Genomic DNA, 26,732 nt, shown 5'->3' on the forward strand with positions numbered 1-26,732 from the left:
GCTTATCTTCCTTTCACATCATATGGTATTTGCTTAAATATAATATTTTCACTCTTGAGACGGGCTTCTCCCATTCGGCTCGTCTCACCATAGATGACTTTTTTACCTTTTTCGGGGTCCTCAGGGTGTGGTGGTAGTATTGACAGCACTTTCGATGTGAGTACGTTGCCACCGTTAGAACGTTTATCACCTAAAATACCGTTATAAAGTAGGTAGTAAGCAATACCATTATGCACACCAAGTAACGGTGACTTGGTAGACTGCTGTAGCGCTTGCCGAGTATCGCCATACCAAATGTGCGCCGCAAGCGAATCAAAGCTGATACCTTCTCTTAAAGAGCCGTTTTCATTGAAGATGACTTCACCTAAGCGATAAAACTTAAAGCCACTACCACCTGTCCAGTTGACGTCTTCTGAAATACCACCTTGCTCGCCATCGACTACTTCTGTTAGCCTTGGCTGGCAATGAGTGACCGCATGATCGCCAAGCTCGATACCGATAAATTTACGGTTCATCTTCATAGCCACAGCTGCAGTTGTTCCAGAGCCTAAGAATGAATCTAAAATAAGATCATCAGGTTTTGTTGTCATACTGATCGTTCTTGCAACTAAGTCTTCAGGTTTAGGTGTATCAAAAATTGATTCATAACCCAGTAATTTATTTAAATGAGATTTAGTCTGTCTTGTTGTATCAAGGTCATTCCAGATTGTAGGCCAAGGTCTAGTCGGGTCTTCTGGAGCGTATTCTCTTGTATAAGGAATCCACTTATCTTTTCTTTTTTTCCAAACCAGTTCTTCTTTTTTTATGAGGTTCCCTACAGTTATTAAACCTTTTGCCCAACGTGCTTCTCGTCCATCGTCGTGAATAGGATAAACATCATTACCATCAGGATCTTTAATTGGAAAATACATTGAAGGTCTATCCGTTCTTAGACTGCTTTTACCATTTTTTTTGAGAAGTCTATCCCTATAAGGACGATCTGAATTTTCATCTGGTTCGTTATATGCAACCAATATCGAACTATCAGATTTTTTCTTAAACTCTAATTGTTGGATATTTTTAGCATAACAAATGACATAATCGTGGTCGGGTGTAATAGCAACCTTATTATCGTTAGGACTATCAACTTTTCTCCATATAAAAGTTGTGACAAAATTTCTTCTTCCGAAAATTTCATCTGCTATTATTTTAAAATAATGAGCTTCTGAATCATCGAGTGTAATCCAAATGCAGCCATCTTCAGATAGTAGATGATGCAATAGCTCTAAGCGTGGATACATCATCGATAGCCATTTGCTGTGTTCTAAATTATCGTCATAGTGTTCAAAGGCACTTTTGGTATTGTAAGGTGGGTCAATAAAGATGCACTTTACCTTTCCTGAATGCGTAGGAATGAGTGCTTTCAATGCATCGAGGTTATCGCCTTGGATGAGCATATTGTCAGTATTTGACTCGCCATACGATAATTCGGGAACCGACTCTAATAGACGATAAGGACAGTCACGCGCTGTGGTCAACGCTTGCTCTTTATTCAACCAATTCAATATAGGCATATCGCCTCACTTCCTTCTTTATTTTCAGCCATAAATGGCTGGCATGTTTAATGCTTAATATTCTGAGTGGTAATTTATCATATAACCCGCTTGCTCTCACCACATATTGACCTGTAATACAATATCTTGGGCATTTGCTTTAGCAGAGCTACTTTAATCTATTGTTGGATTTTTTTCAGGGTTGAATTGAGTCGTTGCGACATTAATTGTCGTATATAGATGCTTTGTATATATCAATTTTTGTTGGGTGTTGGTATATTTGAGTTGGAATGTATATATCAAAAAACATAGATCACTTAAGAAGATAGATCAACGTCAACTCTATCCAAGCGGAATTATACTGATGGAACTAACCTTACCAGAATTAAGTCTATCCACAAAACAAGTCGGAAGTAAGAATAGTTACCACTTGTCCATTGAGCCGAGAAAAATTATAAATTTTGACGAGATTATTGAGAACAAAGGTTATAGCCTTATACATGATGGTGAAGTTCAATATTGTTTCGTTAGAGATAACAACAGAGTTCCTGAAGGCTTTGAATACGTTATCCATTGCGATAAACAGTTAACGGTTAACTCTTTCGATAGTGTTAAATTAAAAGAGTGGCTAAAGCACCCCAATAAAATCTATCACACGCCAGCGGAAGTAAGAGAGTCTTGGCGAAATAAATTCCACTTTAAAGAAGAAGATACGTCAAATGAAGTTTTGGGCCTAAGAATACCGCAAATATCAGCCTTATATGCCATTTTAAGTCATATAAAAGTATCAAGTCAGATGGCTACCGTTGTTATGCCAACGGGTACAGGCAAAACAGAAACCATGCTGTCTGTATTGGCTGTCGAAAGATGTGAAAAGTTACTGGTTATCGTGCCATCGGACGCACTGCGCAATCAATTAACAGAGAAGTTTATAACGTTCGGTTTGCTGAAAGCATTTGGCATTCTTGATAAGGATGTATTAAATCCTATAGTAGGCATTATCAATCAGGGCGTATCAGTGCTTAATGACTTATTCGATATTATTGATAACTCTAATGTGATTGTCACTACCATGAGTATCATGGATGGCTATAATTCAGATGATTTATTACAAATTGCTGAGCGTTTTACACATGTATTCGTGGATGAAGCACATCATGCCAAAGCAACCTCGTGGGAGCGAGTATTAAGTAAATTTAATAAAGCCAAAGTTGTACAATTTACGGCGACCCCTTTTCGACAGGATGGCAAAGCGCTTAATGGCAAAGTCATCTTTAATTTCAGCCTAAAAATGGCTCAAGACCAAGGTTATTTTAAGCCTATCGACTTTTTACCTATTCGAGAATACGACCTTAAAAAAGCTGATAAAGTTATTGCACACACGGCTATGGCAAGATTACGTCAAGATATAGCCAATGGTCATAATCATATTTTAATGGCAAGGTGTGCGACTAAAAGCAAAGCTGAAGAGGTGTTTAGAATCTATGCTGAATTCACTGATTTAAACCCCATTTTAGTTCATTCATCAATACGAGATAAAAAAGCTATTTTAAACGCTATCATCAATCTTAAACATAAGGTAATAGTTGCTGTCAATATGCTAGGAGAAGGGTTTGACTTACCTCATCTTAAAATAGCAGCATTTCATGATATTAGAAAAAGTTTACCTATTACATTACAGTTTGCGGGCAGGTTTACAAGAAGTTCTTTAGACAATCAGCTAGGAACCGCTAGCTTTGTAGCGAATATCGCTGATGTGACTGTTGAAGAGGAATTAAGCGATTTGTATGCTAGAGATGCAAATTGGAACAGTCTGCTTGCTGCTTATAGTACAGATGCCACATCAGAGGAGATGGAGTTTTACGAATTTATACATGAGTTTAGAGATTTAGCCAACAGTCAAATACCATTCCAAAATATCCGCTTTGCTATGAGCGCTATGGTATATCGAAATATAAGTGAAAATAGCATAGCTTATTTTGATAGGTTTGAACAAGGTTTACAAAGTTTCGAAGAATGTGAATATCACTTTAGCGACTACAATGAAGCAAATCAAACTTTAGTAATCATCACTGCTGATAAAGTTAATATTGACTGGGTGAACTACAAAGAAATCTATGGTTTAAATTGGCGTTTAATGGTATTGCACTACAACGTAGAAGAAAAGCTTTTGTTTATACATGATTCAAATAGAGACGACAACTTTGATAAATTGGCTGAAGCAATCTTAGTCGCACCACTTCATATAAAGAAGATAGATGTCTTTAGAGTGTTAGATGGTATCAATAGATTACAATTACAAAACGTAGGGTTAAAAGAATTTTTAAGCAAAAGCATCAGGTTTACAATGCGTTCCGGCTCAGACATTGAAGAAGCGATAGCTGATTCAACACTAAGAAGCACTGAAAAGTCATTCGTATCAGGTACTGGTTATAAGGAAGGTGATAAGGTAACTATCGGTTGTTCATTTAAAGGCAGAATATGGAGTAAACGCCGAGGTAATATAAAAAATTTCGTCACATGGTGTGAAAAAATGAGTAACAGCTTAAACGACGAAAGCATTGATCCGAATCAGGTTCTAAAAGCCACGTTACAACCCAAAGAGATTAATAGCTTACCTGATAATGTACCAATCATGATTGATTGGGATGAAGAAATTTATACGGATTACTCTGAGTCGCATGTTTACTTAGAGATTGATAATCAAAGTATTAACTTATCTGAATGCTCAATTAATTTAGGCAATTGTAGCAATAACGAGATACTTTTTGAAATTGAGACACCTAGCCATAAAGTTGAGTTCAAACAAGCTATTATAGTTGAGGAAGTAGACGGACAAGCGCAATCAAGATATCTGATTACTAAGATATCTACTAATCAAGCACATTTTAAGCTCAAAACAAAAAAAGTAGATTTAGAGTTTTATTTCAATGATAGTCCACCTTCAGTTTGGTACGCTGACGGATCACGTCTAACTGGTAATGAGTACACGACCATAGAACAAATTATGACACCATATCCAGTCGAAAAGTTAATAGCGCGAGACTGGGCAGGTGTAGATATAGGCAAAGAGTCGCAACACGTTGAGCCACTAATAATTGATTCTATTCAATATAAAGTGATCAATGATTTGAAGGCTCAGGATTTTGATATTATTTACGACGATGACGGGTCAGGTGAAATTGCGGATGTTGTTGCTATTAGAGATGAGGAGTCAAGAATTTATATTCAGCTACATCATTTGAAATATGCTAAAGATGGTCGTATTAGCGCACGTATTGATAATTTTTATGAGGTTTGCGGGCAAGTACAGAAGTCAGTTATTTGGAAACAAAAAAAGGGTAGCGACTTTTTTAATCATTTATTACGCAGGCAGACAAAAGTACGTCTAGGTCAATCGAGAAGTAGGATTGAAAAAGGCAGTATTGAAAAGCTTGAAAGTTTAATGAGTATGGCTAATAGAAAGCCCATAAGGTTTGAGATTTTTATTGTACAACCTAGTCTGTCTGTTGTTAATCCACCTGAGGACACTCTAAGATTATTAGCAGTCACTGAAAAATATTTGAAAGAAACTGGCAACATAGACCTGACTGTTATTGTGAATCAGTGATATTTCTTATTAATGTAGTTAGACTATATACGTAAGAAGCCTCAAGTAAATCGAAAACCTGAGGCTAAAAAGCTGTTTAACTTATACTATCACTACTCGCTACTCACTAAAGTTAAACTCCTGTCTACAATACCCATTACATCATCAGTTTTAAAGTGCTGACAGATTTTTTCATAGCTCACAGCTTGACCATTTCTACGATTCCTATATACCGTATTAATAATGTCATCTTTTGAGTCTTCAGTAGCGTTATTTAACATATAAGTGACCAGTTTATCCTCATTAAGCTCGCAGGCTAGTAAGAATGGAGTGTATCCGTCGATGCCACTCCAATCATATCTAGCGCTAGGATTTGCACCTCGATCAATTAGTAGCTTTGCTATTTTGCGCATTTCTCTCAAATCAAATATAGTCAATCCACAATAAAACTGGAACAGCCTATATCATGAAACAGTTTAGATAGATTATTCTCCATCCATCCTTGGCGTAGAAACTTTGCTTGTGCCCACTTCTTTTCGATAGGGTTCAGATCAGGGCTATAGGGTGGTAGAAATAACAAACGGTGACCATGCCTATTAAGCAATCTTTGAACGCATTTGTGAAAGCTGGCATTATCCATGACAATCACGCATTTGGTTTTAAGACTTGGGATTAGGGTGTATTTACACCAGTCGTAGAATATATCGCCATTAATGTTTTTATCAAAGTAATCAAGCGCAAAAAGCATCTTTTTATACAAAGCGCCAATAACATTGGTTCGCTTTTTTGCTTGCCAGTTGTAGCGATCGATACAAGGTTTACCTATCGGCGCATAGCCATAAGGGCGCATAGTCTCAGCCTCAAAGCCACTTTCATCCATATACACAATGGTATAGCCCTGTTGCTTAAAATCATCAAGTCTATTCTGATATATCGCTATTTTGATCGGACAGGCTTTTGGATGCTCTAAGATCTTTTTTTTGACTGATGCTAAGGCGTTTTAATGCGGCTTCTATGCCTGACTTGCTGCACCCTAAACGCTGTGCTCGCTCGTACATATAATCGTCTGGATGCTGCTCAACATCTTTCAGTAAGGCTTCATTTGATATTTTAGTCGGTGCTTTATTTCTAGTTTTTTTAGGAGTTAAGCTCTGCTGCCAGCTGTGAATCGAGCTTGTGCTAAGCTGATAAAATTTAGCAGCTTCTCGAATGGTCATACCGTCTTTAATGCTACGCAGTACTTGTTTGCGAAAGTCGATTGAATAGGTCATCGTTTATTTCACTAAATGAATTAGTTATAAATATTGTATCGATTTTATCTAAGATTGACTATATCATCGAAAGGAAAATACCAAGAATCCTATGACAATAGTCCGCTTATGATTATAAATACATTGACATACAATCAAATTAACGTAATAATAATCTAGATGTTAATGATTATCAGTAACATCCTTATATTTTCAATTTGTATACTGATTTATATATTTCTATCATCTTACTCAACTACTGATACTCATCAATTAAACCTTTGCTATTTTTGTTTATATTTTCAGATGCCATCTATTTGACGGTTATATGAAGTAACTGTTATATGATTTTTTGGCTTGGATGACCCTTTATGGCTGAAACGCTTACTCGTTATCATACCGACAAAACCCCATTAGCCATTGCTGATAAAGCTATCTTCATTCATCATCTTAATGAAGAGCATCAAGATGAACTTGCGATGTTTATCAATACCTTTACCTCTGCCTCAGTCGGCGAGTACGATATAGTATCAATAACAGAACTGTATCCTGACGGTCTTCTGTTAGATGTTATGACGATGAATCGCTATCAAAATAACTCTAATGCGTTAAAAGATAGCAGTTCTACAGATGACAGCCTCGCTGAAAACATTTCTAGCATTAATCATCAATACTTTATCAACTTTTTTGTGCCTATTAGCGACGCTGAGACACTACATGAACAATATATAGCGTTATTGCAGTCATCCGCTACTAAGCTTGGTAAACGTACGATCAAACTTCATGAACAGCACTTTAGCGTGATTGACGGTTATTATGTCAGTCCTAATATGTATCGACTGGTGGTCACAGCACCCGATAACATCCCACTCAATCATCCCGGCTACGCTTATTTATTTGAGTTAAATTCTGATATTTTATCTACCCTCAATAAGGATAAGCCTTTACAGCGCTACTATACCCTGCGAAAAGCATGGCGAGATCCAATCAGCTCGTCTGTTCAAGCTTGGATAGATGTTTATATCCATGGCGACACGCCAGGTAGCAATTGGGCCCGTTCTCTGAGCTGCGGTATGCCAATAAAAACAGTGCGCGACTATCCAGAGAAAATAGAACACCTCTTTGAGGGTCAATGCTTATTAATTTGCGATGAAACCTCTCTGCCTACAATCGCTAACCTATTAGAAAACTGGCAGAATCCGTTGCCGCCCCTTGTCATTGCTATTACTGAAGATCCAAAAGACATCAGTTATTTACATACTCTAAATCTTTGTCAGCACTTAGGTCATGATGAGCATTTTCTACAAGACAATCTACTTCACATCATTAAGACGCCGACAACCGAAATTCCTGAACAAATCATAAGCTTATTACATGCAAGATTAACAACCTTGCCTCTTAAGATTGGCAAGGTATGGGGTGCTCTTGAAGCGGCGAACATCAAATCATTAAGACAACAATTAAAAGCAACCCTTGAGCTATCCCGTCAAGATATGGTCATAAAAGTCTATTGGCGTGCTTAATAATTGCTGCATATTCATAAATAAAATGAAAATCATTTGCATTAACCATCTGCTTTTCTTTAAAATCCCCCATTTACTTTCGACTGCTCACTATGATGCACATCAATAATTTAAGCTTAATACGTCAAAAAAAAGTTTTGCTTCATCCTACTTCTTTTATTATCGAACCAAATAAACTTTATGCGCTCATTGGGCATAATGGTTCAGGTAAATCCAGCCTTATAAAAGCCATGGCAGGAGAAATGAAACCTACGCAAGGTGGCATTGAAATAGAAAGTAAAGATTTGCGAAGTTTTTCTGCTAAAAGACTGGCCACGCATCTTGCCTATTTACCGCAAAACCTACCTGATGCGGGCGCTTTTACAGTCTATGAGCTTGTGATGTTAGGCAGATACCCTCATCAAAAATGGCTGCAAAAACCGACTGCTGATGACCGTCAACACGTAGAAAAAGCCATTGCACTTACTCAAGTTGACGCCTTTAGAGATCGTCAAGTATCTACGTTGTCAGGTGGTGAGCGTGCGCGCGTATGGTTGGCGATGTGCCTTGCCCAGCAGACGAAGTATCTGCTATTAGATGAGCCACTAGCGGCGCTCGATGTGGTCTATCAAATAGAAGTGTTAAAATTGATTCGTAAATTGGTCGATGAGCAAGGCCTAGGTGTTGTCATTATCCTACACGACCTAAATCTAGCGGCAAGATTTTGTGATGAATTTATCGCCTTAAAACAAGGCAAGCTGTGCCATATGAGTGATGTCAAACACACCATGGAAAAGGATGTACTGCGCTCGATATTTGGTGTCGATTTTACCCTACTAACCCATCCTACCACTACTCATAAAGTCGCAGTTATATGAAAGCGCTCACCCTTTTGTTCGGGCTATGTGTGGCATTATGCTCAAGTTTATTATTAAGCAGTTGCCAGTCGTCTGACGCCACCTCACAAGCACCACAAGCAGTGTCGCCTCAAGAAAATCAAAAAACGCCTAAAGTCATGACACCCGATTGGGGCATTGCGGCGACGCTGACTGCCATGGGATACCCACCGGTTGCTATGGGCGATAAACCTTTCTATAGAGGATGGGTCGGTAAGCCTCTTATACCCGATACGACTCTCGACGTAGGAACACGCTATCAACCCAACCCTGAAATGTTCTCTCAGCTAGACTTGGATTTGGTAATAGACAACGCTTTTTATGCGCATCTGCGTCCTATGTACGGCGATTTGCCTATCCACTCTATTGAGTTGACCAGTCCTAACAAAATTGCAAAGTGGGAGGACTTTATAGAACCCACGTTAGAATTGGGCCGATCTATCAATAAACCGCAAGCCGCACAAGATTATTTAGACATCAGTAAGAAACAAATCATGAAAGCGGGACAGACTTTTCATGCGCGTTATCCTCATATCAAAAAATTGGCTGTCGTGCAATTTGCCGACACCAATAATTTACGTATGTTTTCGTATAATAGTTTGTTTCAACCTGCTTTAGAGACGATGGGACTACAGCTAGTGGCGTTGGCAGATGGCAATGAATGGGGGTTTATGCCCATTATGCTAGGAGACTTAGCACAGCTTGATGACGATACTTGCCTTGTGGTCGTTGAACCTCTTAGTGATCTTCTCAAACTTGAACTAGAAGACAGCTTAGTCTGGCAGCGCTTGGGTTATTCCTTTGATCACGAACATGCATCTAGCAAAAAAGGTCGCTGCATTACCTTACTGCCTGCGACATGGAACAATAGTGGCGTGGCTTCTATGAATGTCTTGGCCGATCGCTTAACGAATGTCATTTTTGTAGGCAATACCGATTTATGATGAATAAAAATAATTTTCTGTCTGCTAACCGCATTTATATGATGGTCGTTTTTTTAATACTGATAGCAGTAGTAGGCAGTTATGCAGTCGTACATCAGCTATGGCCTCTCGCTTTTTTAGAATTGTTCACACCCTCCTTTGACCTATCGCTTTCAGACATGAGTATCCAGCTACAAATCCTACCGACCATGTTGGTAGCATTGACTTCTGGTGGTCTTTTAGGATTGGTCAGTGTTTTATTACAACAGCTGGTGAAGAATACACTGGCCTCAGACACGACATTGGCAGTCGGTAGCGGTGCAAACATGGCACTGCTCATTGTCACGTTATTCCTGCCTAGTTTAGCGTTAGGGGGCAGTTTTTGGGTCGCCTTTGTTGGCGCGCTTGGTAGTATGACGATTGTTTTTCTTCTAGCTGCGCCTAGCCGCATGAATCCTTTGGTATTAGTACTTGGTGGACTTGTCACTAATATTTTATTGGGTGCTATTACCGCTTTATTATTGATCTATTATGCTGAAGAATCCTTAAACGTCATGGTGTGGGCGGCGGGTAGTCTCACGCAGAATAACTGGCAAGTATCTGCCGTATTAATCATCGCTAGTGTGGTCGCTTTTATTAGCTTAATGCCTTTATTAAAACCATTAGAAATAATGAGCTTAGATGATAGGCAAGCCAAAAGCTTGGGCGTTCCTATCAACCTCATTCGTGGTTTGGTAGTGGGATTGGTGGCACTACTGACCGCCCTTGTCGTCAGTCGCGTAGGCCCTATTGGTTTTATTGGCTTAGGGGCTGCTACACTGGTTAATGTGTTTTCGGTACGGCGTATTGGTTACCGTTTGCTATTGGGTTATGGATTTGGAGCGCTTTTATTATGGATTACCAGTAATGCCACGACGCTATTACAACATTCTCTGAACCTAAATATTCCTGCTGATGCAATGACAGCCATACTTGGTGCGCCATTGGTAATATGGTTAATCGTGAGCCAAAGTCGTCAACATACCGATGAGGTTATTCCAACCTTGGTTTCAGAACGCCGTGACATTCACTTAATGGGTTGGGGAATCGCCTTAATACTGTTGATAGTAGGCGTACTTATCTTTACGGCTACTTCAAATGGCTGGCAGCTTAGTACGCTAAGACATTTAATTGTTGATTTTAGATTGCCTCGTACTTTAAGCGCAGCCGCCACTGGCATAATGCTAGCAACTGCCGGCGTGCTGCTACAAACCTTGACGCGCAACCCGATGGCCAGTCCTGAAGTGCTTGGTATTAGCTCAGGCTCAGCGATAGGCGTGGTGCTGGCCTTTGTTTTCCTACCCAGTTTTGGCTACACAGGCATTATATTATCAGGATTGTTGGGCGCTTTTATCGTGCTCAGTTTGATCTTATGGCTTGCCCGTCGTATCAATCCGGCTTATTTATTATTAGTTGGTGTAGCCATTGCCGCATTGATGGGCGGTTTATTAAGTCTGGTAAAAATATCTGGCGATCAACGGCTACAAGCGGTGCTAAGTTGGCTATCAGGTTCTACGTATCTAGCCAGTCCAGAAACGGCATGGATTTTAGTAGGGTTGGCTTTTATACTTTTCCTATTAAGCTTTATAGTCATAAAACCATTAGAGATATTGAGCCTAGGTAGTGGGATTGCCCGTGAGCTTGGGGTATCTTTGAGATTGTATCAAAGCTTGGTACTCATTCTTGTAGCATTACTTAGTACGATATCAACGTTGGCAGTGGGTCCGCTCAGTTTTGTGGGTCTGATGATTCCTCATCTTGCCAGCACATTAGGCGCGGTGAAGCTCAAACGTCAAATTCAATTGTCTGCTATCTTAGGCGCGGGCTTAATGGTCATAGCAGATTGGATTGGACGCTATCTTATATTTCCCTATGAGATACCTGCTGGCACCATCGCTGCCATTATTGGGGGGGCATATTTCCTATATTTGATGCGGCGTATTAAGGCTTAATGCGCCTAGATTTTTAAGAATACTAGCTAACTCTCAAACAATATTATAGGACTGAGATTCATCAGTGCTATTGATAACTATTTAAGATTGATGGACAACCCCATTTAATCTTACAACTATATTTAGTATTAATGCAGCAATATATTGCAATGAAAATGATTATCATTATAATAAGCATTTAACTTATGCGCTGGAAATATTGATGCAACTGTCTCGCTTATACTCCGCTTTATTTCGCCTTAACCCATCAAATTTGTCTCATCATCCTCTGTCATTAAAATCCGTATGTTACTCTTGTTTGTCTACCTCAGCCATCATACTGGGTGCAAACCAAGCAGCATTGGCACAAACGGATTTAAGTGTCAACGCTCAATCTGATACTCCGAGCGTGGTGCTTGATACTATTTTGGTGACCAGTAGTGCTGATGCGTCAGCGGATGGATTGCCAGATGCTTACGAAGGTGGCCAAGTCGCGACGGGAAGCCGTGTGGGAATTTTAGGCAATCAAGATATCATGGATATGCCATTCTCCACCACGTCATACACCAACGAATATATCGCCAATCAACAAGCACAGAGTGTGGGCGACCTCCTCAAAAAAGACCCAACGGTACGCGTGGCCAGAGGTTTTGGTAACTTTCAAGAAGCTTATTTCATGCGTGGTTTCATCACCACATCAGATGATACGATGTTTAACGGTCTATACGGTATACTGCCTAGACAGTATATCGCCACCGAACTATTCGAGCGTGTGGAAGTTCAACGCGGTGCTTCTGCTATGCTAAATGGTGCTGCACCCAGTGGTGGTAATGCAGGCGGCACAATTAACTTATTACCCAAACGCGCTAGTAATGATCCGCTACGTCAACTAACGCTTGGTTATGGTCAAGGTGACCAAGGTAAAGTGGCGGTAGATGTTAGTGACCGTTTTGGCACTGAGGATGCATTTGGCGTGCGCTTTAACGCCGCTTATCAAGATGGCGATAGTGCCATCGATGATGAATCTTCAACGTTAGGATTGGCAGCGCTTGGGCTAGATTATAAAGGCGAGCAATACCGATTATCAGCAGATTTGGGCTGGCAAGATAATAAACTTAAAGAGACTCGTCCTAGCATCAATCTTGGTGGTGTTTCTAGCATACCAAAAGCGCTAGACGGCTCAAAAAATTGGGCTCAGCCTTGGACGTACTCAGATGAAAAAGATATCTTTGGTACCATTCGAGGAGAATATGATTTTAATGATAATCTCACCGCTTATGGTGCTTACGGCATGCGAAGTGGCGAGGAAGAAAATTCACTAGCCAACTTAACTGTCAGCAATGTTGATGGTTCGGGCACGATTTATCGCTTTGATAATTCTAGAAAAGATTTGGTACAAAGTGCCGAGCTTGGTCTACGTGGTAAATTACAAACGGGTGAAGTGGCTCATAATTTGGTACTGGCAGCAAACCTGTATGATCAAGAAGAAAAAGGTGCATTCGCGTTTGATTTTGGCAATCAACCTGCTACCAATTTGTACCGCCCTACCGACTACACTGAAGTCCCTTTTACAAGTACAGCCACCTTCGGTGGTAACTTAGACGATCCAAAATTAACCAACAAAAAGCAGTTTCAAAGCTTTGCACTAGCAGACACCATATCGCTGTTTGATGACAAACTCAAAACCACGTTAGGTGTGCGTCATCAAAATATAAAAACGACTAGCTATGATGCCAATACGCAGGCAGAAACTGGTCATTACGATAAAAGTGAGTGGACACCAAGTATCGGTATTGTCTATCAACCGAGCATGGACTGGTCGTTCTACGGTAACTATATCGAAAGCTTAGCGCCAGGAAAAACAGCCCCTCAGACAAATAACAATGCCCCTGTCACCAATGCGGGTCAAGCTTTGGACCCTTACGTGAGCGAACAAACCGAAATTGGCGTGAAATATGACAACGGGCTTATTGGCAGTAGTTTATCTGTGTACCGCACTGATGCCGCTCGTGACTATATCGATGATTCAAACACCTTTATATCTGTTGGTCAAAACCGTCACCAAGGCGTAGAACTGACCGTATTTGGTAGCCCTAGCGAAAATATACGCCTAAATGCTGGCGTGAGTTATTTAAGTACCAAACAAAAAGACACCGGTAATGCGGCACTAGATGGTAATAAAGTCATCGGTCTTCCTACCTTACAAAGCAATGTCAATCTAGAATATGATGTTGCGGCACTTGAAGGATTCACCTTAACAGGTGACATCATTCATACAGGCCCACGTTATGCTGATAATGCCAACACCTTAAAAGTTGACGGTTATACGACGTTAGATCTTGGTGCTCGCTATAAAACTATGCTAGCAGGACAAAATGTCACTTTAAAAGGAATGGTAACCAATGTCACGGGCGAAGATTATTGGCAATCAGTAGGTGGCTATGCAGATGCTGGTTATTTAAATGCAGGCGAACCCACTGCGTTAAAAGTTTCAGCGACGTTTGATTTCTAAGCCACGCAAATTAAACTATAGTTATAAAATTTAAACAAAAGGGATTAGGCACTACCTACTCCCTTTTATGCTATTTAGAAATATGCAAAATTCATTTTATTGTTGAGTCATTATGTCCTCTCGCGCTACAGCTTCTTTATATCATATGATCTGGTCGCATTACCGCCTGCCTTTTCTCAAAGTCATCTTGCTTAACTTAGTCAATGCCGCTGTTAGTGTGGGTATTATTGCTTATATTAACCACACTTTTATCAGTCAGCCTGTTTTTAATACCTTATCATGGCAAAGCTTAGGATATTTTTCAGGACTGGTCATACTACTATTAGTCACGACTTTTTTATCACAATACACCCTAACCCGCTTGGGTCATAGATTTGTTTGTGAGCTAAGAACCAAGCTGGTAAAACAAATCATCGATACCAACGTTCCGCAAATTGACCAGTTAGGAAACGCCCAACTACTCGCCAGTTTATCTACCGATATCCAATCGATTACCGTCGCCTTTGTCCGTATGCCAGAGTTGGTTCAGGGAGTTATTTTATCTAGCGGAGTCGCCTTATATTTGGGTTGGTTGTCATTGCCATTATTGCTGATCATCATGGTTTGGATTGTAATGACGATTTGGATAAGCACCATTTTGGTGAAGCACGTTTATAAGCATTTAAAAGAATTAAGGGAGATTAATGATCTTTTGTATCAAGATTATCAATCTATTATCGAAGGTCGAAAAGAGCTTGCGCTCAATCAGCACCGCGCGCAAAAACTGTATACCAACGATTTCTTGAGTCACGCCCAGTCTTATAAAGAGCGTGTTATTAAAGCGGACACTTTTCACTTATCAGCCGTGAATTGGTCGAACATTATGATGTTTGCAGCGATTGGTATCGTCTTTGCGGTCTCAAACTATCTTAATATACCCATGAGCGTTGCCACTACTTTTTCTTTAACCATTCTATTTATGCAATCGCCGCTGCTACAAGCCGTTGGCGCTTATCCAACTTTACAAACGGCACAAGTCGCGTTAGATAAAATACAAACTTTGGCGCTTGCTGATTATCAGCCAGCGTTTTTAACCAATATAGCAGCAAATGACTGGCAGACCATCTCACTGAACAATGTTAGCTATCGCTATCAAGGTATAAACTGCAATACTCAAGAAGTTGTGACTGAAAATGAGTCGCTTACTGATGAAATTTTAAAAAATGTCAATCTCACCATGAGGCGTGGCGAAGTGTTATTTTTGATAGGCTCTAATGGAAGCGGTAAGTCTACGCTTGCAAAAATAATTACTGGTATTTTTACGCCTACGACAGGCACTGTAAAAGTAGACAAACAGGCGATTGGTGCAGATAACAATACCAATTATCGGCAGCTGTTTTCTGCCATCTTTAGCGATCAACATCTTTTTAAACAATTAATCGGCAGTCAAGACAATGACCCTGATCTGTCTTTAGTGACTGAGTGGCTGCGTAAATTAGATTTACAAGATAAAGTGACTATAATTGATGATCGATTGTCTACCGACAAGCTGTCACAAGGACAACGCAAACGCTTGGCAATGCTGCTCGCTGTCGCCGAACAAAAGGACTTCTTACTACTCGATGAATGGGCCGCTGACCAAGACCCCGCTTTTCGCCGAGTATTTTATCAAACGCTGATTCCTGAATTAAGAGCTATGGGCAAAACGCTGTTTATTATCAGTCATGATGACGGTTATTTTGAGCATGCTGACCGCCTGCTTATGATGAAAGAAGGAAAACTAACGGAGTTAAATACTGAAGAACGCCTGCGTGCCAGTGCGGATGCAATCGCCATGTTAGAGTGAGTAATTATAAGTCGTATCATTAAAAAAGCTGGTGGTGTTCTAAAAAATATGCTGTCATCAGACATAGCCATAATTGATATCTCAGGCGACGGAATGGTTCAATATCCCCCTTCATGAGATCGAAAAAGCAATTAACTTGGTTATCGCTAGGAACATTAAAAACTATCGAATGGATAGTGCAGCTGGCAAAATTGTTTTGAAATAATAAGCTTATACAGAATTAATTCATATCTATGAGTTAAGTATTACCAGATACCATTACATACAATATTACGGGTCTACAGATAGTATTTATAGATATAGATTATCAGCCAAAATATGAACACACTATACTGATAAAACATCTAAGTCAGTACTCACAATGCTTCCAATACAAATTACTAATAATGATATTTGCCAGGTGGCTTTGTGAAAGTCGGGGTTTGATCCTTATTTGGCTGAGGCTTGTAATCAGGCTTTGGAATCAGCATAAAGAATCCTACTTAAACAGTTAGACCAATGCTTTCTTTAGGTAGTTCTTGACCCAATTATATTTATTAAAAGTTCCAGGTATCTAGCTGAACCAATAGGAATAATACAATATTAACGTGTTAGATACTGAAACACTAATTGTCGACTCGCCTGCTATCAGAGTGCTATAAAAACTATAATTTATCAGTAACTATGAGTAAAATATTAATGCCATTTTATCATTAAAGTGTTTGCAGACTATATTGTGCAAACAATAACTTAAGCTAATTTTAGATGATATTGTTAGGGTTTAATGATATGTCCTAGTTATGTAGAACAGTCTCTTAAATTCTTATAAAAAATAAACGAATAATTCTACTGGAAATTTTATACAAACACCAAGCCATCTTCAGTTTGATGCACCTTTATATCGACATCATAAACATCGCTTAATTGCGGGCGTGTCATCACTTCACTGGGCGTTCCTTGCGCAACAATTTGTCCACCGTTTAATAGCACCACTTCATCAGTATAGCGATGCGCATGGGTCAAATCATGGAGGACAACCACGATACTTTTGCGCTGCTGTCGCACCAAATTATGCAAATATTTAAGCAAAAAACGCTGATGGCGAATATCGAGGTGATTGGTCGGCTCATCGAACATCATAATATCGGTATCTTGCATCAGCGCCCGTACGATAGCCAAGCGCTGTTTTTCACCGCCTGACAAGGTTTGCACGCGAGCACTGACCAAACTTAATAATTCAAAATCCTGTAGTAAATTTTGTGCGCGCTCAACATGATGGCTATTTGGGCGGTGATACCATGCAAGATTAGGTGAAACGCCCAATAGCGCATAATCCAGTACCGTTAACGGCAGCTCAAAACGCTCATGTTGTCCAACCCAAGCGATATGTCCATGATTCATGACCTCGTTGACCGGCTGACCGTAAATCGTAATGTGGCCATCTGTTTCAAGCGCGGTTCCTGTGTATTGACCCAAAACCATATGCAGCAACGTGCTTTTACCTGCGCCGTTTGGTCCGATAAAGGCGACCAGCTTTTGGTTTGGCACTATTAGCTTGTCTATCTTTAACAATGTTTTATGACCGTGCGAGATATGAATATCTTGCATCGACAACAGCGCGCCTGCATTACTACTCTTGATATTACTACTATCTATATTGCTTTCTCGATTTGCTAGCGATGTCTTTAGCGATGTCTTTGATGTAGACGTAAAAAATGAATGAAACATAAACATTCTCTTTGATTAACGGCGGCTACTACGCACAAACAGCCAAATAAAGAAGGGGCCGCCAAGCAACGCTAAAACGATGCCAACGGGTATATCCACTGGATAAGCGACATGCCGCGCCGCGCCATCAATGACGAGTAATAATATAGCCCCAAGCCAGCCAGACCAAATCATGAGACGCATACGTCCGCCACCAAACAAAATAGCCAGCAGGTTTGGCACCATCATGCCAATAAAACCTATGACGCCTGCTAAAGACACCGCCGCCCCTGTCAATAATGCCGAAGCAATCACCACCAAACAACGAACCACACCCACCTTGATACCCAAGGATTTAGCGGCTGCCTCACCTAACATCAACCCATCCAACTGGCGACCTAATGGTAATAAAATTGCTAACCCCAATAACATAGAGACAATCGAATAACGCAGCGGTACAAAGCCCGCTTCCGCCATACTGCCTGACAGCCAATTGGTAGCGGAGCGCAGCACCATGTCATCAGACATGAATAAAATCAGGCTGACGACAGCGGCACAAAAAGCACTAATGACAAATCCCAATATCAGCAAGCCCATCTGCCCACCACCCAAAAACCGATGACAAGCGAGAATAAATAAACAGACCAATACGCTTCCGGTAAACGCTGCAAGCGGTATCCCAATGCCACCAAATCCCAATGCCAGAACCAAAACAACACCAAGCGCTGCGCCACCTGATGTACCGATTAAACTTGGATCCGCTAAAGGATTTTCAAATAAAGCCTGTAATGCTGCACCACTAACTGACAACGCCATGCCAACCAACAATGCCGTCACTACGCGCGGATAGCGTAGCTGCCAGATAGTATCGTCAAGATGGCTAGGGCTTGACCATTCGCCAAAGCCAATACCAAGCGCCAACCAAATTAGCAGCACAGATGCGACAGTAGCGGTAACATAATAGATGCTATGTCTGTATTTTCCAGTTTGTATAGGGATAGAAGCGGAAATCGTATTTGCCATGTGAGATATCGTTTTATTGAATATAAAAGAGATTATGCTATATATTGCTTAAGCTATTTTGCTACAGCGTTCAGCTTTTTTAAGACTTGTGGTGAGTTCAGCCCATAACGTAAAAAGTCATCGGCTGGCCAAAAGTGGACGCCACCATTTTTACCGGCAGCACTTGTCGAAACCTCAGGACGTTTACTAAATCGACTGACACCGCCAACCACTGCCTGATTATGATCAGCAATAATGATGACATCGGGCTTGGCTGCCAGCCAGCCTTCACGTGACATGGGTTTTAGCCCTGATACGTTTGCCGCATTGATTCCACCAGCACGGCGAATCAGCTCATCGCCTACCGTGCCCTTACCTGCAACGATACGACCATCGTAACTTAATAAATAGCGCTTACCGGTTTTTGCCATTGGGCTCATCCCTGCATTCCAACGCTTAGCAAGCTGCGACCCTTCAGATTTTTTATCCACGTAACTGCCAATTGTTTTAATACTATTGGCAAAGGTATTTACTTCTTCTTTAGGCGCTACATTGACAGCTTTAACATTTAGACCATTTAAGCGCTGATAAATGCTGACCGGCTGTACCATATAACTCCCGAGCACCAAATCTGGCTTGACGGCCAACACCGACTCGGCAGTGATATTACGGTGCATACCCACGGCTGGTACATTCTTTAACGCTGGATTATTATTGGTCGCATCTTTACCGACCAACTTATTGGTCGCTCCTAGGGCCACGACGACGTCTGCAACATCAGGACTCATCGCGACAACACGCTCATAAGCTTGGGCAGAAAGCGAAGGCACAGCAAATGCGCCAATAATGGTGGCTATACTTATGGCACTTCTTCTAAAAGATATATTTATCGTTGAAGGTTTTTCGAATTTTAAGTCTTTTGTGTTTTGTTTTAATAGCTGAGAGAACATAACGGTTCCTTGGTCATAATTTTGAAGGATTTCTTATAATGGTTGTCGATTGACAAATTATTTATGATTAAAATGACTGTCACGTAAAGGCTTATATAAATGATAGACGCCTCTAGTGCCAGTCATAATTATTCATATCCAACGTTAAATTCATGCCATGTCGTCAGTCGTCAGTACCTGTGTTGCTGTCTTTTCATGCATCATGTCCGCATACGAATGGGATTCGGTAACCTTGGCAACGATCTGCTGCCATTCTTCAAGCTCAGGTGTGCCTTCAATACGCTGACCAAACACGCTAAAGATACTGACGCCGTGACCATCAAAACCTTCGATACAAGTCACGATACCGTCTTTGGTTGGACGCTTAACGCTCCATACTTGCGCCAATGCTTTGTCTTTTAAATGCAGCGTAAAGTCATTATGGTCTTTGTCTAAAATATTAAACCAATCACCCATACGCTTGAGTGTCTGTACCGTTCCTGTCTGAATCTGTACGAGTCCGCTATTACCGACAAATATCATAATCGGACATTTCGCATCACGCGCTTGCTCAAATACCGCTTCGACCGCGCTAATATCAAGCTGCTGCGTCATCTGCTCTGGTGCTTGACGGTAGCTACTAGCACGATCTATATCGAGATTTTTTAATAATGAATGAAACTGATGCACATCTGTCATCGCCTGCCAGCCTTGTTGTAACTGCGTACGCTCCTCTTCACTTAATGCCTTGTAACGCCAGTCATTTAGCGGCTCTTGTGCCTCTAACGTCAGCGTCTCATTATTCACCGTTTGCTGCTGCTCCTGAATCATCGCTTGCCAGCGTGCAATAGTCTCAGCGCTTAACTCTCGTAGATACACTTTGTCGATAGCAGCACCTTGGGCGTTATAGAACTGAATACTATAAGAGGGCTTATCAGCGCGGCTGGTATCCGTTACCGCTAACATATGCTGCCATTGCCACATAAAAAATCGCAAATCTAGACCACCCACATTGAGTGCCAATCCCATCTTTTCACCAAGCTTAAGATTATGATATGGCGCGGTTTTTTCATGTACGGCAAGCTCGTTTCTGACGATGCTTTCCATGTCACCAAAGTTCTCAAATTGCTTTAATACAGCTTTGCACTGATCACCAATATACTGGCTATAAGGGGATGCTAACATCAGCTCAAACTCGCTGACACCTAGCGCAGTCGCCCCTTCTGTGGGAAACAGCATAGGTATTTTTACTTTTAATGCTTGGTATTGTTGCCACAGCTCAGTATTTTTTTTGCTTAACGATAACGGGTGACTCATAGTGCGCTCCATAAAATAGTCGATGATAAAAAAACCAATCACCTTGGCGTTGTCAGCTTAAATATGAATGTATTAAGAGTAGCAGGGATAAAGTATATGACAGACGTTTTAAAAATTAGTGCTTGTCAAAACGTGATCAAGAGACTGCTTTTTCATAACGTATTAGTCATCACGTCTTTTTCATCATCACCGTTTATTATTCCTGCTAGGCGATGTTGAAAGGAAATTATTATGGCAACATTTTTTCACTTTGTAAATAGTAATAATTATCATTTGCATATTGATAATTACTATCTTTTCAAATATGATGTCTAAGCTTTGTTACTGACGATAGTGAATCAAGTAACAAAGTCTTTAACAATTAAAACTATGACACGGTCGCTTTAGATTGCTCTTTTTGTAGCAAAAGATCTTTAAGCAACGCGACTTTCTTGCTTTCTACTTTTACGATGGTTGTTTTATTTATGTCGATTTTAGCGTCTCAACCCCTTTTGACTCATACAAAATTACACACCCATCCACCACAACTGCGTCGTAATAAATTAACCATGAGTGTGGCGTTAGCATTGTTTACTTTGGCTCCTTTTTCAGTCCAAGCAGCGCCACCTCTTGCAGAGTCTAATATTGACATTACAGGCGATGCATCCATGCCAAGCATACGTTTAGACCCTATCGTAGTAACCGCTACTCGCTCTGAGCGTGCATTAAGTGATGCACCAGTTGCCCTGCAATTACTTAGTCGCCAACAGCTCGATGATAATCATGCCCATACTTTAAAAGAAGCGCTAGCCTTGCTGCCCAATGTGTACTTACGTGAAGTCCATGGCAAAACAGGTTACGAGGTCAGCATGCAAGGTTTCACTGGTGATCAGGTATTGGTGTTGATTGATGGTCTACCGATCACGGCAAGCACTGGCTCGACAGTAAATTTGAATCAATACATGAATATGGATATCGAGCAAATAGAAGTGGTTCAGGGAGCCGCGTCAGCGCAGTTTGGTAGCGCAGCAATGGGTGGAGTAATTAATATCATCACCAAACCTATCGGCGCGGCAACAGGACATATCACTACTGAGATTGCCACTAATGGTCAGCAAAATCCGTCAGGTAAAGAGATGGACGCCAATAAGCGTTATGTAGAGGCTAGTGTGGAAGGAGCCTTAGATACAGAGCAACGCTTTCACGCTCGACTATCAGGGTCGTATTTGGACAATGATGGTTTAAGCTTGGATCATAAAGCGTGGCCCAGATTAAAAGACGCCAGCGAGCAATCACAAGTCAGTGCCCGCCTCAGCTACCGCCCTGACGGTAAAGACGCATCAGGTAATAACAATGACCACAACGATAACCGAGTAATCAAAAACGCTCAGTATTGGCTAGAGGCCAGCCAATATAAAGAAGATGATATCAGCCGTTTTAATTATTATGTCGCGCCGCGCTATTTGGCTCAACAAAGAGATGAGCACATCAGCAAGCAGCGCTTTAGTGTTGGTGCGCGCGCTGATATCACGCCACATGCGGATGATCGCAGTAAAACGTATCGATTGTCCGCTCAAGCACTGCATGAGGAATATCAAAGCGAATCCAATACTAAAACGCAGCAAACCATCACCAGCGCCCGTGATACAGACATCAGTACCACGCTGGTGCAAGCGCAGCTCGACCTACCTGAGCTATTACTATCCGATAAGCACATTCATCTTATTCAAGTTGGCGGTCAGGTTCAGCAAGACAAGTTAAGCCAAACAAAAAATCAATCCAGCGAGCTTATCAGCGATAACGTCAGCCGCAATGTCGGCGAGCTATATATACAAGATGATTGGCTGATTGGCGATAACTGGGAGGTATTAAGCGGTATTCGCTATCAAAACGATGAAGACTTTGGTGGCCATACAGCGCCAAAGGTATCGCTCAAATACAACCATTTGGATGCAAGCGGTCGCGAGCATATCTTTCGCAGTAGTATTGGCGGTGGTTATCGCGTGCCCAACCTAAAAGAACGCTACTACGTCTTTGACCACAGCAATTTGGGTTATAAAGTCATGGGTAATCCCGACTTACAGCCTGAAACCTCAACCAGTTACCAAATCGGCTATCAAGGTCAGCTGAGCGATAGTGTCAATTTGACGATTAATACTTTTTATAATGAAGTGAACGATCTGATCCAAACCGACGAGGACAACGCCACCTTTGACGGTAACATCGCCATTTATAAATATATGAACGTTGATAGCGCCAAAACTTATGGTGGCGATATTGGTATTGACTGGCAAGTGGACGAGCGTGCCAAACTACAAGCCAGCTACGCTTACCTCAAGACGCATAACAATGTGACTGATACCGAGCTGACCTATAAACCCAATCACAAAGCGATGCTAGCGCTTGACTATCGGATTAATGACAAATTACAGCTGCTCCCGCGTCTTAACTATGAATCCAAACAGCTGATTAGTACCAGCGAGCAGGCGTACTCACCGTCTTGGTGGACGCTCGATAGCAAACTCAATTATGACGCAACCGCAAACTTGAGCTTGTACGCGGCGATTAATAATATCTTTGATGTGCAGCGTGATGTCACTGATACCAGTGACTATCGCCCCATTGATAATCGTGAGTGGTTACTTGGCGCCAGCTACCATTGGTAAGCCTTTGATTCACAACCATTCTAAAGCAGTTGTATTTGTAGTGCTGTTTTTCACCTTTTTTTATATAAAACGACAACCATCAAGGAAGCTGATATGACCCCCATTCTCCCATTAGTTAACACCAAGCCGACCAAATTGGCATTAATTTTCAGTAGCAGCCTGTTAGCCCTCAGCATGACCGGTTGCGGTGGCGGCAGTGATGGCGCAAATAGTGACAATACCGGAAATGGCGATAATGGCGGTAACACGCCGCCTGTTAGCACTGCCAGCTTTAGCGAAACAGCCACTTGGCAAGTCACCAATCTAGCGCCTGATGCCGTGACCTGTTATGACTTTGACGCCAAAGCTGAAAGCTCGTGTGCTGAAGATAAATGGGATATTAAGTTTGATAACCAAGCGCGTTCGGTTAAGTTTTGGTCAAATAGCGGTGATTCTGGCGCAGGTTTGGGCGGCGTTTTTGGTTTGATCGAATGGTCAGATTTGAGCCGTTATAGCAATGCAACTCAAGACCCTGACACCAAACGTGATATTACCACTCACTACCATGAAGACCGTAGTGGCGGTATATTTGATGCACAGCCGTGGTTTGAATACAATTTAAAAGGCAACCATCAGCTCTACCCGAACAATCGCGTCTATCTTGTCACCACAGATAATAGCAGCGCCATGACAGACAGCAGCGTACAGCAGCCTATTTATGCCATGCAGATTACCAATTATTATAATGATACTGGTGCCTCTGGTTACCCTACTCTGCGCTGGATTGATACCGCGCTACCAAATAAGATACAGACGAAAACTATCGATGCTTCAAACAATGATAATTGGGTCTATTTTGATTTAACCACAGGAAAAAGTAGCAGCGATAAAAACAGCACTTGGCAGATCGGCTTTAAGCGTAATGATGTGATTTTAAATGGTGGCGATTCTGCTATTGGCACTAACAAAGGCAAAGTTGGTGGTTACCTCGCCGCCACGCCAGCCGGATATTATGATGCGCAAGGTAAACCCATTACCAGTCAATTTACCAGAGATGGTAGCGCGGCGACTTTAACCGACCTTACCAACACTGCTGTGTACGATAGGCCGATGAGTGCCAGAAGCTGGGTCATTGATAGTAAAGGCTCGGATCTCAATCCTGCTTATACGGGTAATTTCCCGAACCTAGACTTTGGCTGGTATACCTACAATGGCATGACGCATCAGCTAAATGCCAAACCGATTGACAGCGCACAAGGCGCGCTCATTAGATCTGCTGAAGGCAATAGCTATGCCCGCGTGCGTTTGGATAAAATAAATTACCCTGACAGCTCAGCGACGACTGCGACCTCATGGGAATTTAAAATAGACATTCAGCCTGCTCCTTAATATTTTATTTTTCAGAAATCAAAGATGACAGTATCAATCCTGACTTAATTGGCAACGGTCTTTACCGCTATAAAATAAGGCACTTTATAAAATGGCAAAACCCGCTCCAAGAATACTGGATGTTATTTGTACCAAATACATCACGCCACATATGTGCCGCGTCACGCTTGGCGGTGCTGGCTTGATTGACTTTCCAACAGATCAAGAAAGCGCTTATATCAAACTCATATTTCCTCAAGGCCATGGGACTCGACCACTAATGCGCACCTATACCATCAGTGGTCAACGTGAGGGTGAAATAGATATTGATTTTGCCTTGCACGACGCTGAAGGCCCTGCATCAATGTGGGCAAAGAAAACTCAGGTTGGGGATCATATTTTAGTCGGCGGACCAGGACCAAAAAAGCTCATCAACCGTGATGCAGATTGGTTTTTATTAATAGGTGACATGACTGCACTACCTGCGATTGCTGTCAATCTTGCACAATTACCTGACGATGCACGCGGCTATGCCATCCTTGAGATCAGCAGCGAGGCAGATCGACAAAATCTTAAAAAACCTAAGAACGTTGACATTTACTGGGTTATAAATCCTACTCCAAACTCCGCAAGCAGCCCTTTACTTGAGTATATTAAAACCATTACTTGGCTTGAAGGGCAACCTGCTGTTTGGGCTGCTTGTGAATTCCATAGTATGCGTATACTGCATGGCTATTTTAAATTCAACCGGTCCATAGCTAAAACGCATTTATATATATCTAGCTACTGGAAAGTAGAGCGTACAGAGGATGAGCATAAAATTGAGAAGCAGGAAGATGCGCAAAACCTAGAATAATATGACCCCTGCCGTCAAATCCGTACAGTTAAACTTGGGAGATTTTAGTTACGCAGCCTGACGGTAAAAGTCAAACCACACCTGCCTTAGCGATCGATAGCCTAAACCCTTTTGAATCCTAGTTTGGTTGTAATACAGCTCGATATATTGTGTGATCTCATTGGTCGCTGTAAACCTTGTTTTATAGTCCTTATGGTATACAAGCTCATTCTTCAATATGCCCCAGAAACTCTCTATTGGCGCATTGTCAAAGCAATTACCTTTACCACTCATTGAGCCTTTAAAATGATGCTGCTTGATGATTTTGTGATAGGCATGACTGCAATACTGGCTGCCTCTGTCAGAATGCACAATCAGTGCTTGGCTGGGTCGTTTATTCTTAATTGCCATATTCAATGCATGACAGACTAAATCGGCGGTCATGCGCTTATTGATAGCGTAGCCAACCCTCAGCAGTCCAGATATAAGTGATGTCACTGACCCAAGACTCATTGGGGCGCTTAGCATCGAACTGCTGCTCCAGCATGTTGGATAGACAAGCTTGTTATGATTGGAGTTGGTAGTGACTTTAAAACGTTTGTGACGACGGCATTTGATGCCATGATCTTCTTTAACGCTTCTAATCATATATTGGCTGATAGCATACCCTTGCGCACTTAGGTAGGCATGTAGTCGATCAACACCATAACGTTCTTTAGTTTCACTGTGAGCCGCTTTAACTAATAGCTCACAGTAGTTACAGTGTATCTGCTGTTCACTAATCTCACGATTTATCCAGTCGTAGTAGCTTGATGGTTTTACGTTTAATACACGACACATGCAGGTAATACTAAAAAGGTGCTGGTTGTCTTTGATAAAGACGTACTTCATCAACTGAACCGCCCCGGGATTGTCGGAGACCTAATATTCTGAGAGAATACGACAATGAAAAGACAAAGCTATACTCCCGAG

Annotated in this window: 18 protein-coding genes and 1 pseudogene; 10 read left to right on the top strand and 9 right to left on the bottom strand. The window is 41.4% G+C overall.

All coding sequences use genetic code 11. The annotated features are described in order from the left end of the window. Nucleotides 1–2 precede the first annotated feature (2 nt). A complete protein-coding gene (locus AC2FA3_RS11685) occupies nt 3–1,553 on the bottom strand; it encodes a site-specific DNA-methyltransferase (RefSeq protein ID WP_490509707.1) in 1,551 nt (516 codons plus the stop codon). Between the two features lie 343 nt (nt 1,554–1,896). Between AC2FA3_RS11685 and AC2FA3_RS11690 the strand changes: the two genes are divergently transcribed. Continuing rightward, the gene (locus AC2FA3_RS11690; protein ID WP_490509708.1) at nt 1,897–5,142 is read left to right on the top strand and encodes a DEAD/DEAH box helicase; all 3,246 of its coding nucleotides are present in this window, start codon (nt 1,897–1,899) and stop codon (nt 5,140–5,142) included. A 92-nt stretch (nt 5,143–5,234) separates the two neighbouring features. Here AC2FA3_RS11690 and AC2FA3_RS11695 read toward each other — a convergent pair whose 3' ends face one another. Genes AC2FA3_RS11695 through AC2FA3_RS11705 form a run of 3 tightly spaced genes read right to left on the bottom strand, consistent with a single transcriptional unit; the run spans nt 5,235 to nt 6,392 of the window. Then, on the bottom strand, nt 5,235–5,534 hold the full coding sequence (locus tag AC2FA3_RS11695; RefSeq protein ID WP_490509709.1) for a hypothetical protein: 300 nt from the start codon (nt 5,532–5,534) through the stop codon (nt 5,235–5,237). A gap of 20 nt (nt 5,535–5,554) precedes the next feature. Next, nucleotides 5,555–6,094 carry an IS630 family transposase gene (locus AC2FA3_RS11700; protein ID WP_490509727.1) on the bottom strand — a complete coding sequence of 180 codons (540 nt, stop codon included), beginning with the start codon at nt 6,092–6,094 and terminating at the stop codon, nt 5,555–5,557. Next, nucleotides 6,042–6,392 (bottom strand): IS630 transposase-related protein, encoded by a 351-nt coding sequence (locus tag AC2FA3_RS11705; RefSeq protein WP_490509710.1) that lies wholly within the window; start codon nt 6,390–6,392, stop codon nt 6,042–6,044. Before AC2FA3_RS11705 ends, AC2FA3_RS11700 begins: the two co-directional genes overlap by 53 nt. Nucleotides 6,393–6,742: 350 nt before the next feature. Here AC2FA3_RS11705 and AC2FA3_RS11710 point away from each other — a divergent pair, with 350 nt between their 5' ends. The 6 genes from AC2FA3_RS11710 to AC2FA3_RS11735 all read left to right on the top strand — a co-directional run bounded on the left by AC2FA3_RS11710 (nt 6,743) and on the right by AC2FA3_RS11735 (nt 15,999). Beyond that, nucleotides 6,743–7,894 (top strand): siderophore-interacting protein, encoded by a 1,152-nt coding sequence (locus tag AC2FA3_RS11710; RefSeq protein ID WP_490509711.1) that lies wholly within the window; start codon nt 6,743–6,745, stop codon nt 7,892–7,894. Nucleotides 7,895–7,986: 92 nt separating this feature from the next. Beyond that, complete coding sequence (locus tag AC2FA3_RS11715; protein ID WP_490509712.1) at nt 7,987–8,751, top strand: ABC transporter ATP-binding protein; 765 nt, start codon at nt 7,987–7,989, stop codon at nt 8,749–8,751. Next, entirely contained in the window at nt 8,748–9,713 is a 966-nt protein-coding gene (locus AC2FA3_RS11720) for a TroA family protein (RefSeq protein WP_490509713.1), read from the top strand. The genes AC2FA3_RS11715 and AC2FA3_RS11720 overlap by 4 nt, the downstream gene beginning before the upstream one ends. Next, a complete protein-coding gene (fhuB, locus tag AC2FA3_RS11725; protein WP_490509714.1) occupies nt 9,710–11,683 on the top strand; it encodes a Fe(3+)-hydroxamate ABC transporter permease FhuB in 1,974 nt (657 codons plus the stop codon). Before AC2FA3_RS11720 ends, fhuB begins: the two co-directional genes overlap by 4 nt. Before the next feature lie 298 nt (nt 11,684–11,981). Further along, a complete protein-coding gene (locus AC2FA3_RS11730; protein ID WP_490509715.1) occupies nt 11,982–14,174 on the top strand; it encodes a TonB-dependent receptor in 2,193 nt (730 codons plus the stop codon). Nucleotides 14,175–14,286: 112 nt separating this feature from the next. Further along, entirely contained in the window at nt 14,287–15,999 is a 1,713-nt protein-coding gene (locus tag AC2FA3_RS11735) for a multidrug ABC transporter permease/ATP-binding protein (RefSeq protein ID WP_490509716.1), read from the top strand. Between the two features lie 837 nt (nt 16,000–16,836). Here AC2FA3_RS11735 and AC2FA3_RS11740 read toward each other — a convergent pair. From AC2FA3_RS11740 to AC2FA3_RS11755, 4 genes are all read right to left on the bottom strand, one after another. Further along, a complete protein-coding gene (locus tag AC2FA3_RS11740) occupies nt 16,837–17,706 on the bottom strand; it encodes an ABC transporter ATP-binding protein (protein WP_490509717.1) in 870 nt (289 codons plus the stop codon). 15 nt (nt 17,707–17,721) lie between these two features. Then, the gene (locus AC2FA3_RS11745; RefSeq protein ID WP_490509718.1) at nt 17,722–18,708 is read right to left on the bottom strand and encodes a FecCD family ABC transporter permease; all 987 of its coding nucleotides are present in this window, start codon (nt 18,706–18,708) and stop codon (nt 17,722–17,724) included. Between the two features lie 53 nt (nt 18,709–18,761). Beyond that, nucleotides 18,762–19,637, bottom strand: a complete 876-nt coding sequence (locus AC2FA3_RS11750) for a heme/hemin ABC transporter substrate-binding protein (RefSeq protein ID WP_490509719.1) — start codon at nt 19,635–19,637, stop codon at nt 18,762–18,764. A gap of 150 nt (nt 19,638–19,787) precedes the next feature. Next, nucleotides 19,788–20,933 carry a ChuX/HutX family heme-like substrate-binding protein gene (locus AC2FA3_RS11755; RefSeq protein WP_490509720.1) on the bottom strand — a complete coding sequence of 382 codons (1,146 nt, stop codon included), beginning with the start codon at nt 20,931–20,933 and terminating at the stop codon, nt 19,788–19,790. Nucleotides 20,934–21,397: 464 nt separating this feature from the next. On the opposite strand from AC2FA3_RS11755, the gene AC2FA3_RS11760 reads away from it, so the two are divergent. The 3 genes from AC2FA3_RS11760 (at nt 21,398) to AC2FA3_RS11770 (ending at nt 25,781) form a co-directional block, all read left to right on the top strand. Continuing rightward, nucleotides 21,398–23,578 (top strand): TonB-dependent receptor plug domain-containing protein, encoded by a 2,181-nt coding sequence (locus AC2FA3_RS11760; RefSeq protein WP_490509721.1) that lies wholly within the window; start codon nt 21,398–21,400, stop codon nt 23,576–23,578. A gap of 93 nt (nt 23,579–23,671) precedes the next feature. After that, nucleotides 23,672–24,946, top strand: coding sequence for an HmuY family protein (locus tag AC2FA3_RS11765; RefSeq protein ID WP_490509722.1), 1,275 nt, complete (start codon nt 23,672–23,674; stop codon nt 24,944–24,946). 91 nt (nt 24,947–25,037) lie between these two features. Further along, nucleotides 25,038–25,781 carry a siderophore-interacting protein gene (locus AC2FA3_RS11770; RefSeq protein ID WP_490509723.1) on the top strand — a complete coding sequence of 248 codons (744 nt, stop codon included), beginning with the start codon at nt 25,038–25,040 and terminating at the stop codon, nt 25,779–25,781. A gap of 48 nt (nt 25,782–25,829) precedes the next feature. Here AC2FA3_RS11770 and AC2FA3_RS11775 read toward each other — a convergent pair. After that, nucleotides 25,830–26,657: pseudogene (locus AC2FA3_RS11775) on the bottom strand (IS3 family transposase); the annotation flags it as partial. Nucleotides 26,658–26,732: the final 75 nt, after the last annotated feature.

This window comes from Janibacter sp. CoH_79_TC_3 (assembly GCF_058197955.1).

Excerpts from the sequence above, each read along its gene's own strand:
- AC2FA3_RS11685 (WP_490509707.1), bottom strand. The coding sequence starts at position 1,553 with ATGCCTATATTGAATTGGTTGAATAAAGAGCAAGCGTTGACCACAGCG.
- AC2FA3_RS11690 (WP_490509708.1), top strand. The coding sequence starts at position 1,897 with ATGGAACTAACCTTACCAGAATTAAGTCTATCCACAAAACAAGTCGGA.
- AC2FA3_RS11695 (WP_490509709.1), bottom strand. The coding sequence starts at position 5,534 with ATGCGCAAAATAGCAAAGCTACTAATTGATCGAGGTGCAAATCCTAGC.
- AC2FA3_RS11705 (WP_490509710.1), bottom strand. The coding sequence starts at position 6,392 with ATGACCTATTCAATCGACTTTCGCAAACAAGTACTGCGTAGCATTAAA.
- AC2FA3_RS11710 (WP_490509711.1), top strand. The coding sequence starts at position 6,743 with ATGGCTGAAACGCTTACTCGTTATCATACCGACAAAACCCCATTAGCC.
- AC2FA3_RS11715 (WP_490509712.1), top strand. The coding sequence starts at position 7,987 with ATGATGCACATCAATAATTTAAGCTTAATACGTCAAAAAAAAGTTTTG.
- AC2FA3_RS11720 (WP_490509713.1), top strand. The coding sequence starts at position 8,748 with ATGAAAGCGCTCACCCTTTTGTTCGGGCTATGTGTGGCATTATGCTCA.
- fhuB (WP_490509714.1), top strand. The coding sequence starts at position 9,710 with ATGATGAATAAAAATAATTTTCTGTCTGCTAACCGCATTTATATGATG.
- AC2FA3_RS11735 (WP_490509716.1), top strand. The coding sequence starts at position 14,287 with ATGTCCTCTCGCGCTACAGCTTCTTTATATCATATGATCTGGTCGCAT.
- AC2FA3_RS11740 (WP_490509717.1), bottom strand. The coding sequence starts at position 17,706 with ATGTTTCATTCATTTTTTACGTCTACATCAAAGACATCGCTAAAGACA.
- AC2FA3_RS11745 (WP_490509718.1), bottom strand. The coding sequence starts at position 18,708 with ATGGCAAATACGATTTCCGCTTCTATCCCTATACAAACTGGAAAATAC.
- AC2FA3_RS11750 (WP_490509719.1), bottom strand. The coding sequence starts at position 19,637 with ATGTTCTCTCAGCTATTAAAACAAAACACAAAAGACTTAAAATTCGAA.
- AC2FA3_RS11755 (WP_490509720.1), bottom strand. The coding sequence starts at position 20,933 with ATGAGTCACCCGTTATCGTTAAGCAAAAAAAATACTGAGCTGTGGCAA.
- AC2FA3_RS11760 (WP_490509721.1), top strand. The coding sequence starts at position 21,398 with ATGTCGATTTTAGCGTCTCAACCCCTTTTGACTCATACAAAATTACAC.
- AC2FA3_RS11765 (WP_490509722.1), top strand. The coding sequence starts at position 23,672 with ATGACCCCCATTCTCCCATTAGTTAACACCAAGCCGACCAAATTGGCA.
- AC2FA3_RS11770 (WP_490509723.1), top strand. The coding sequence starts at position 25,038 with ATGGCAAAACCCGCTCCAAGAATACTGGATGTTATTTGTACCAAATAC.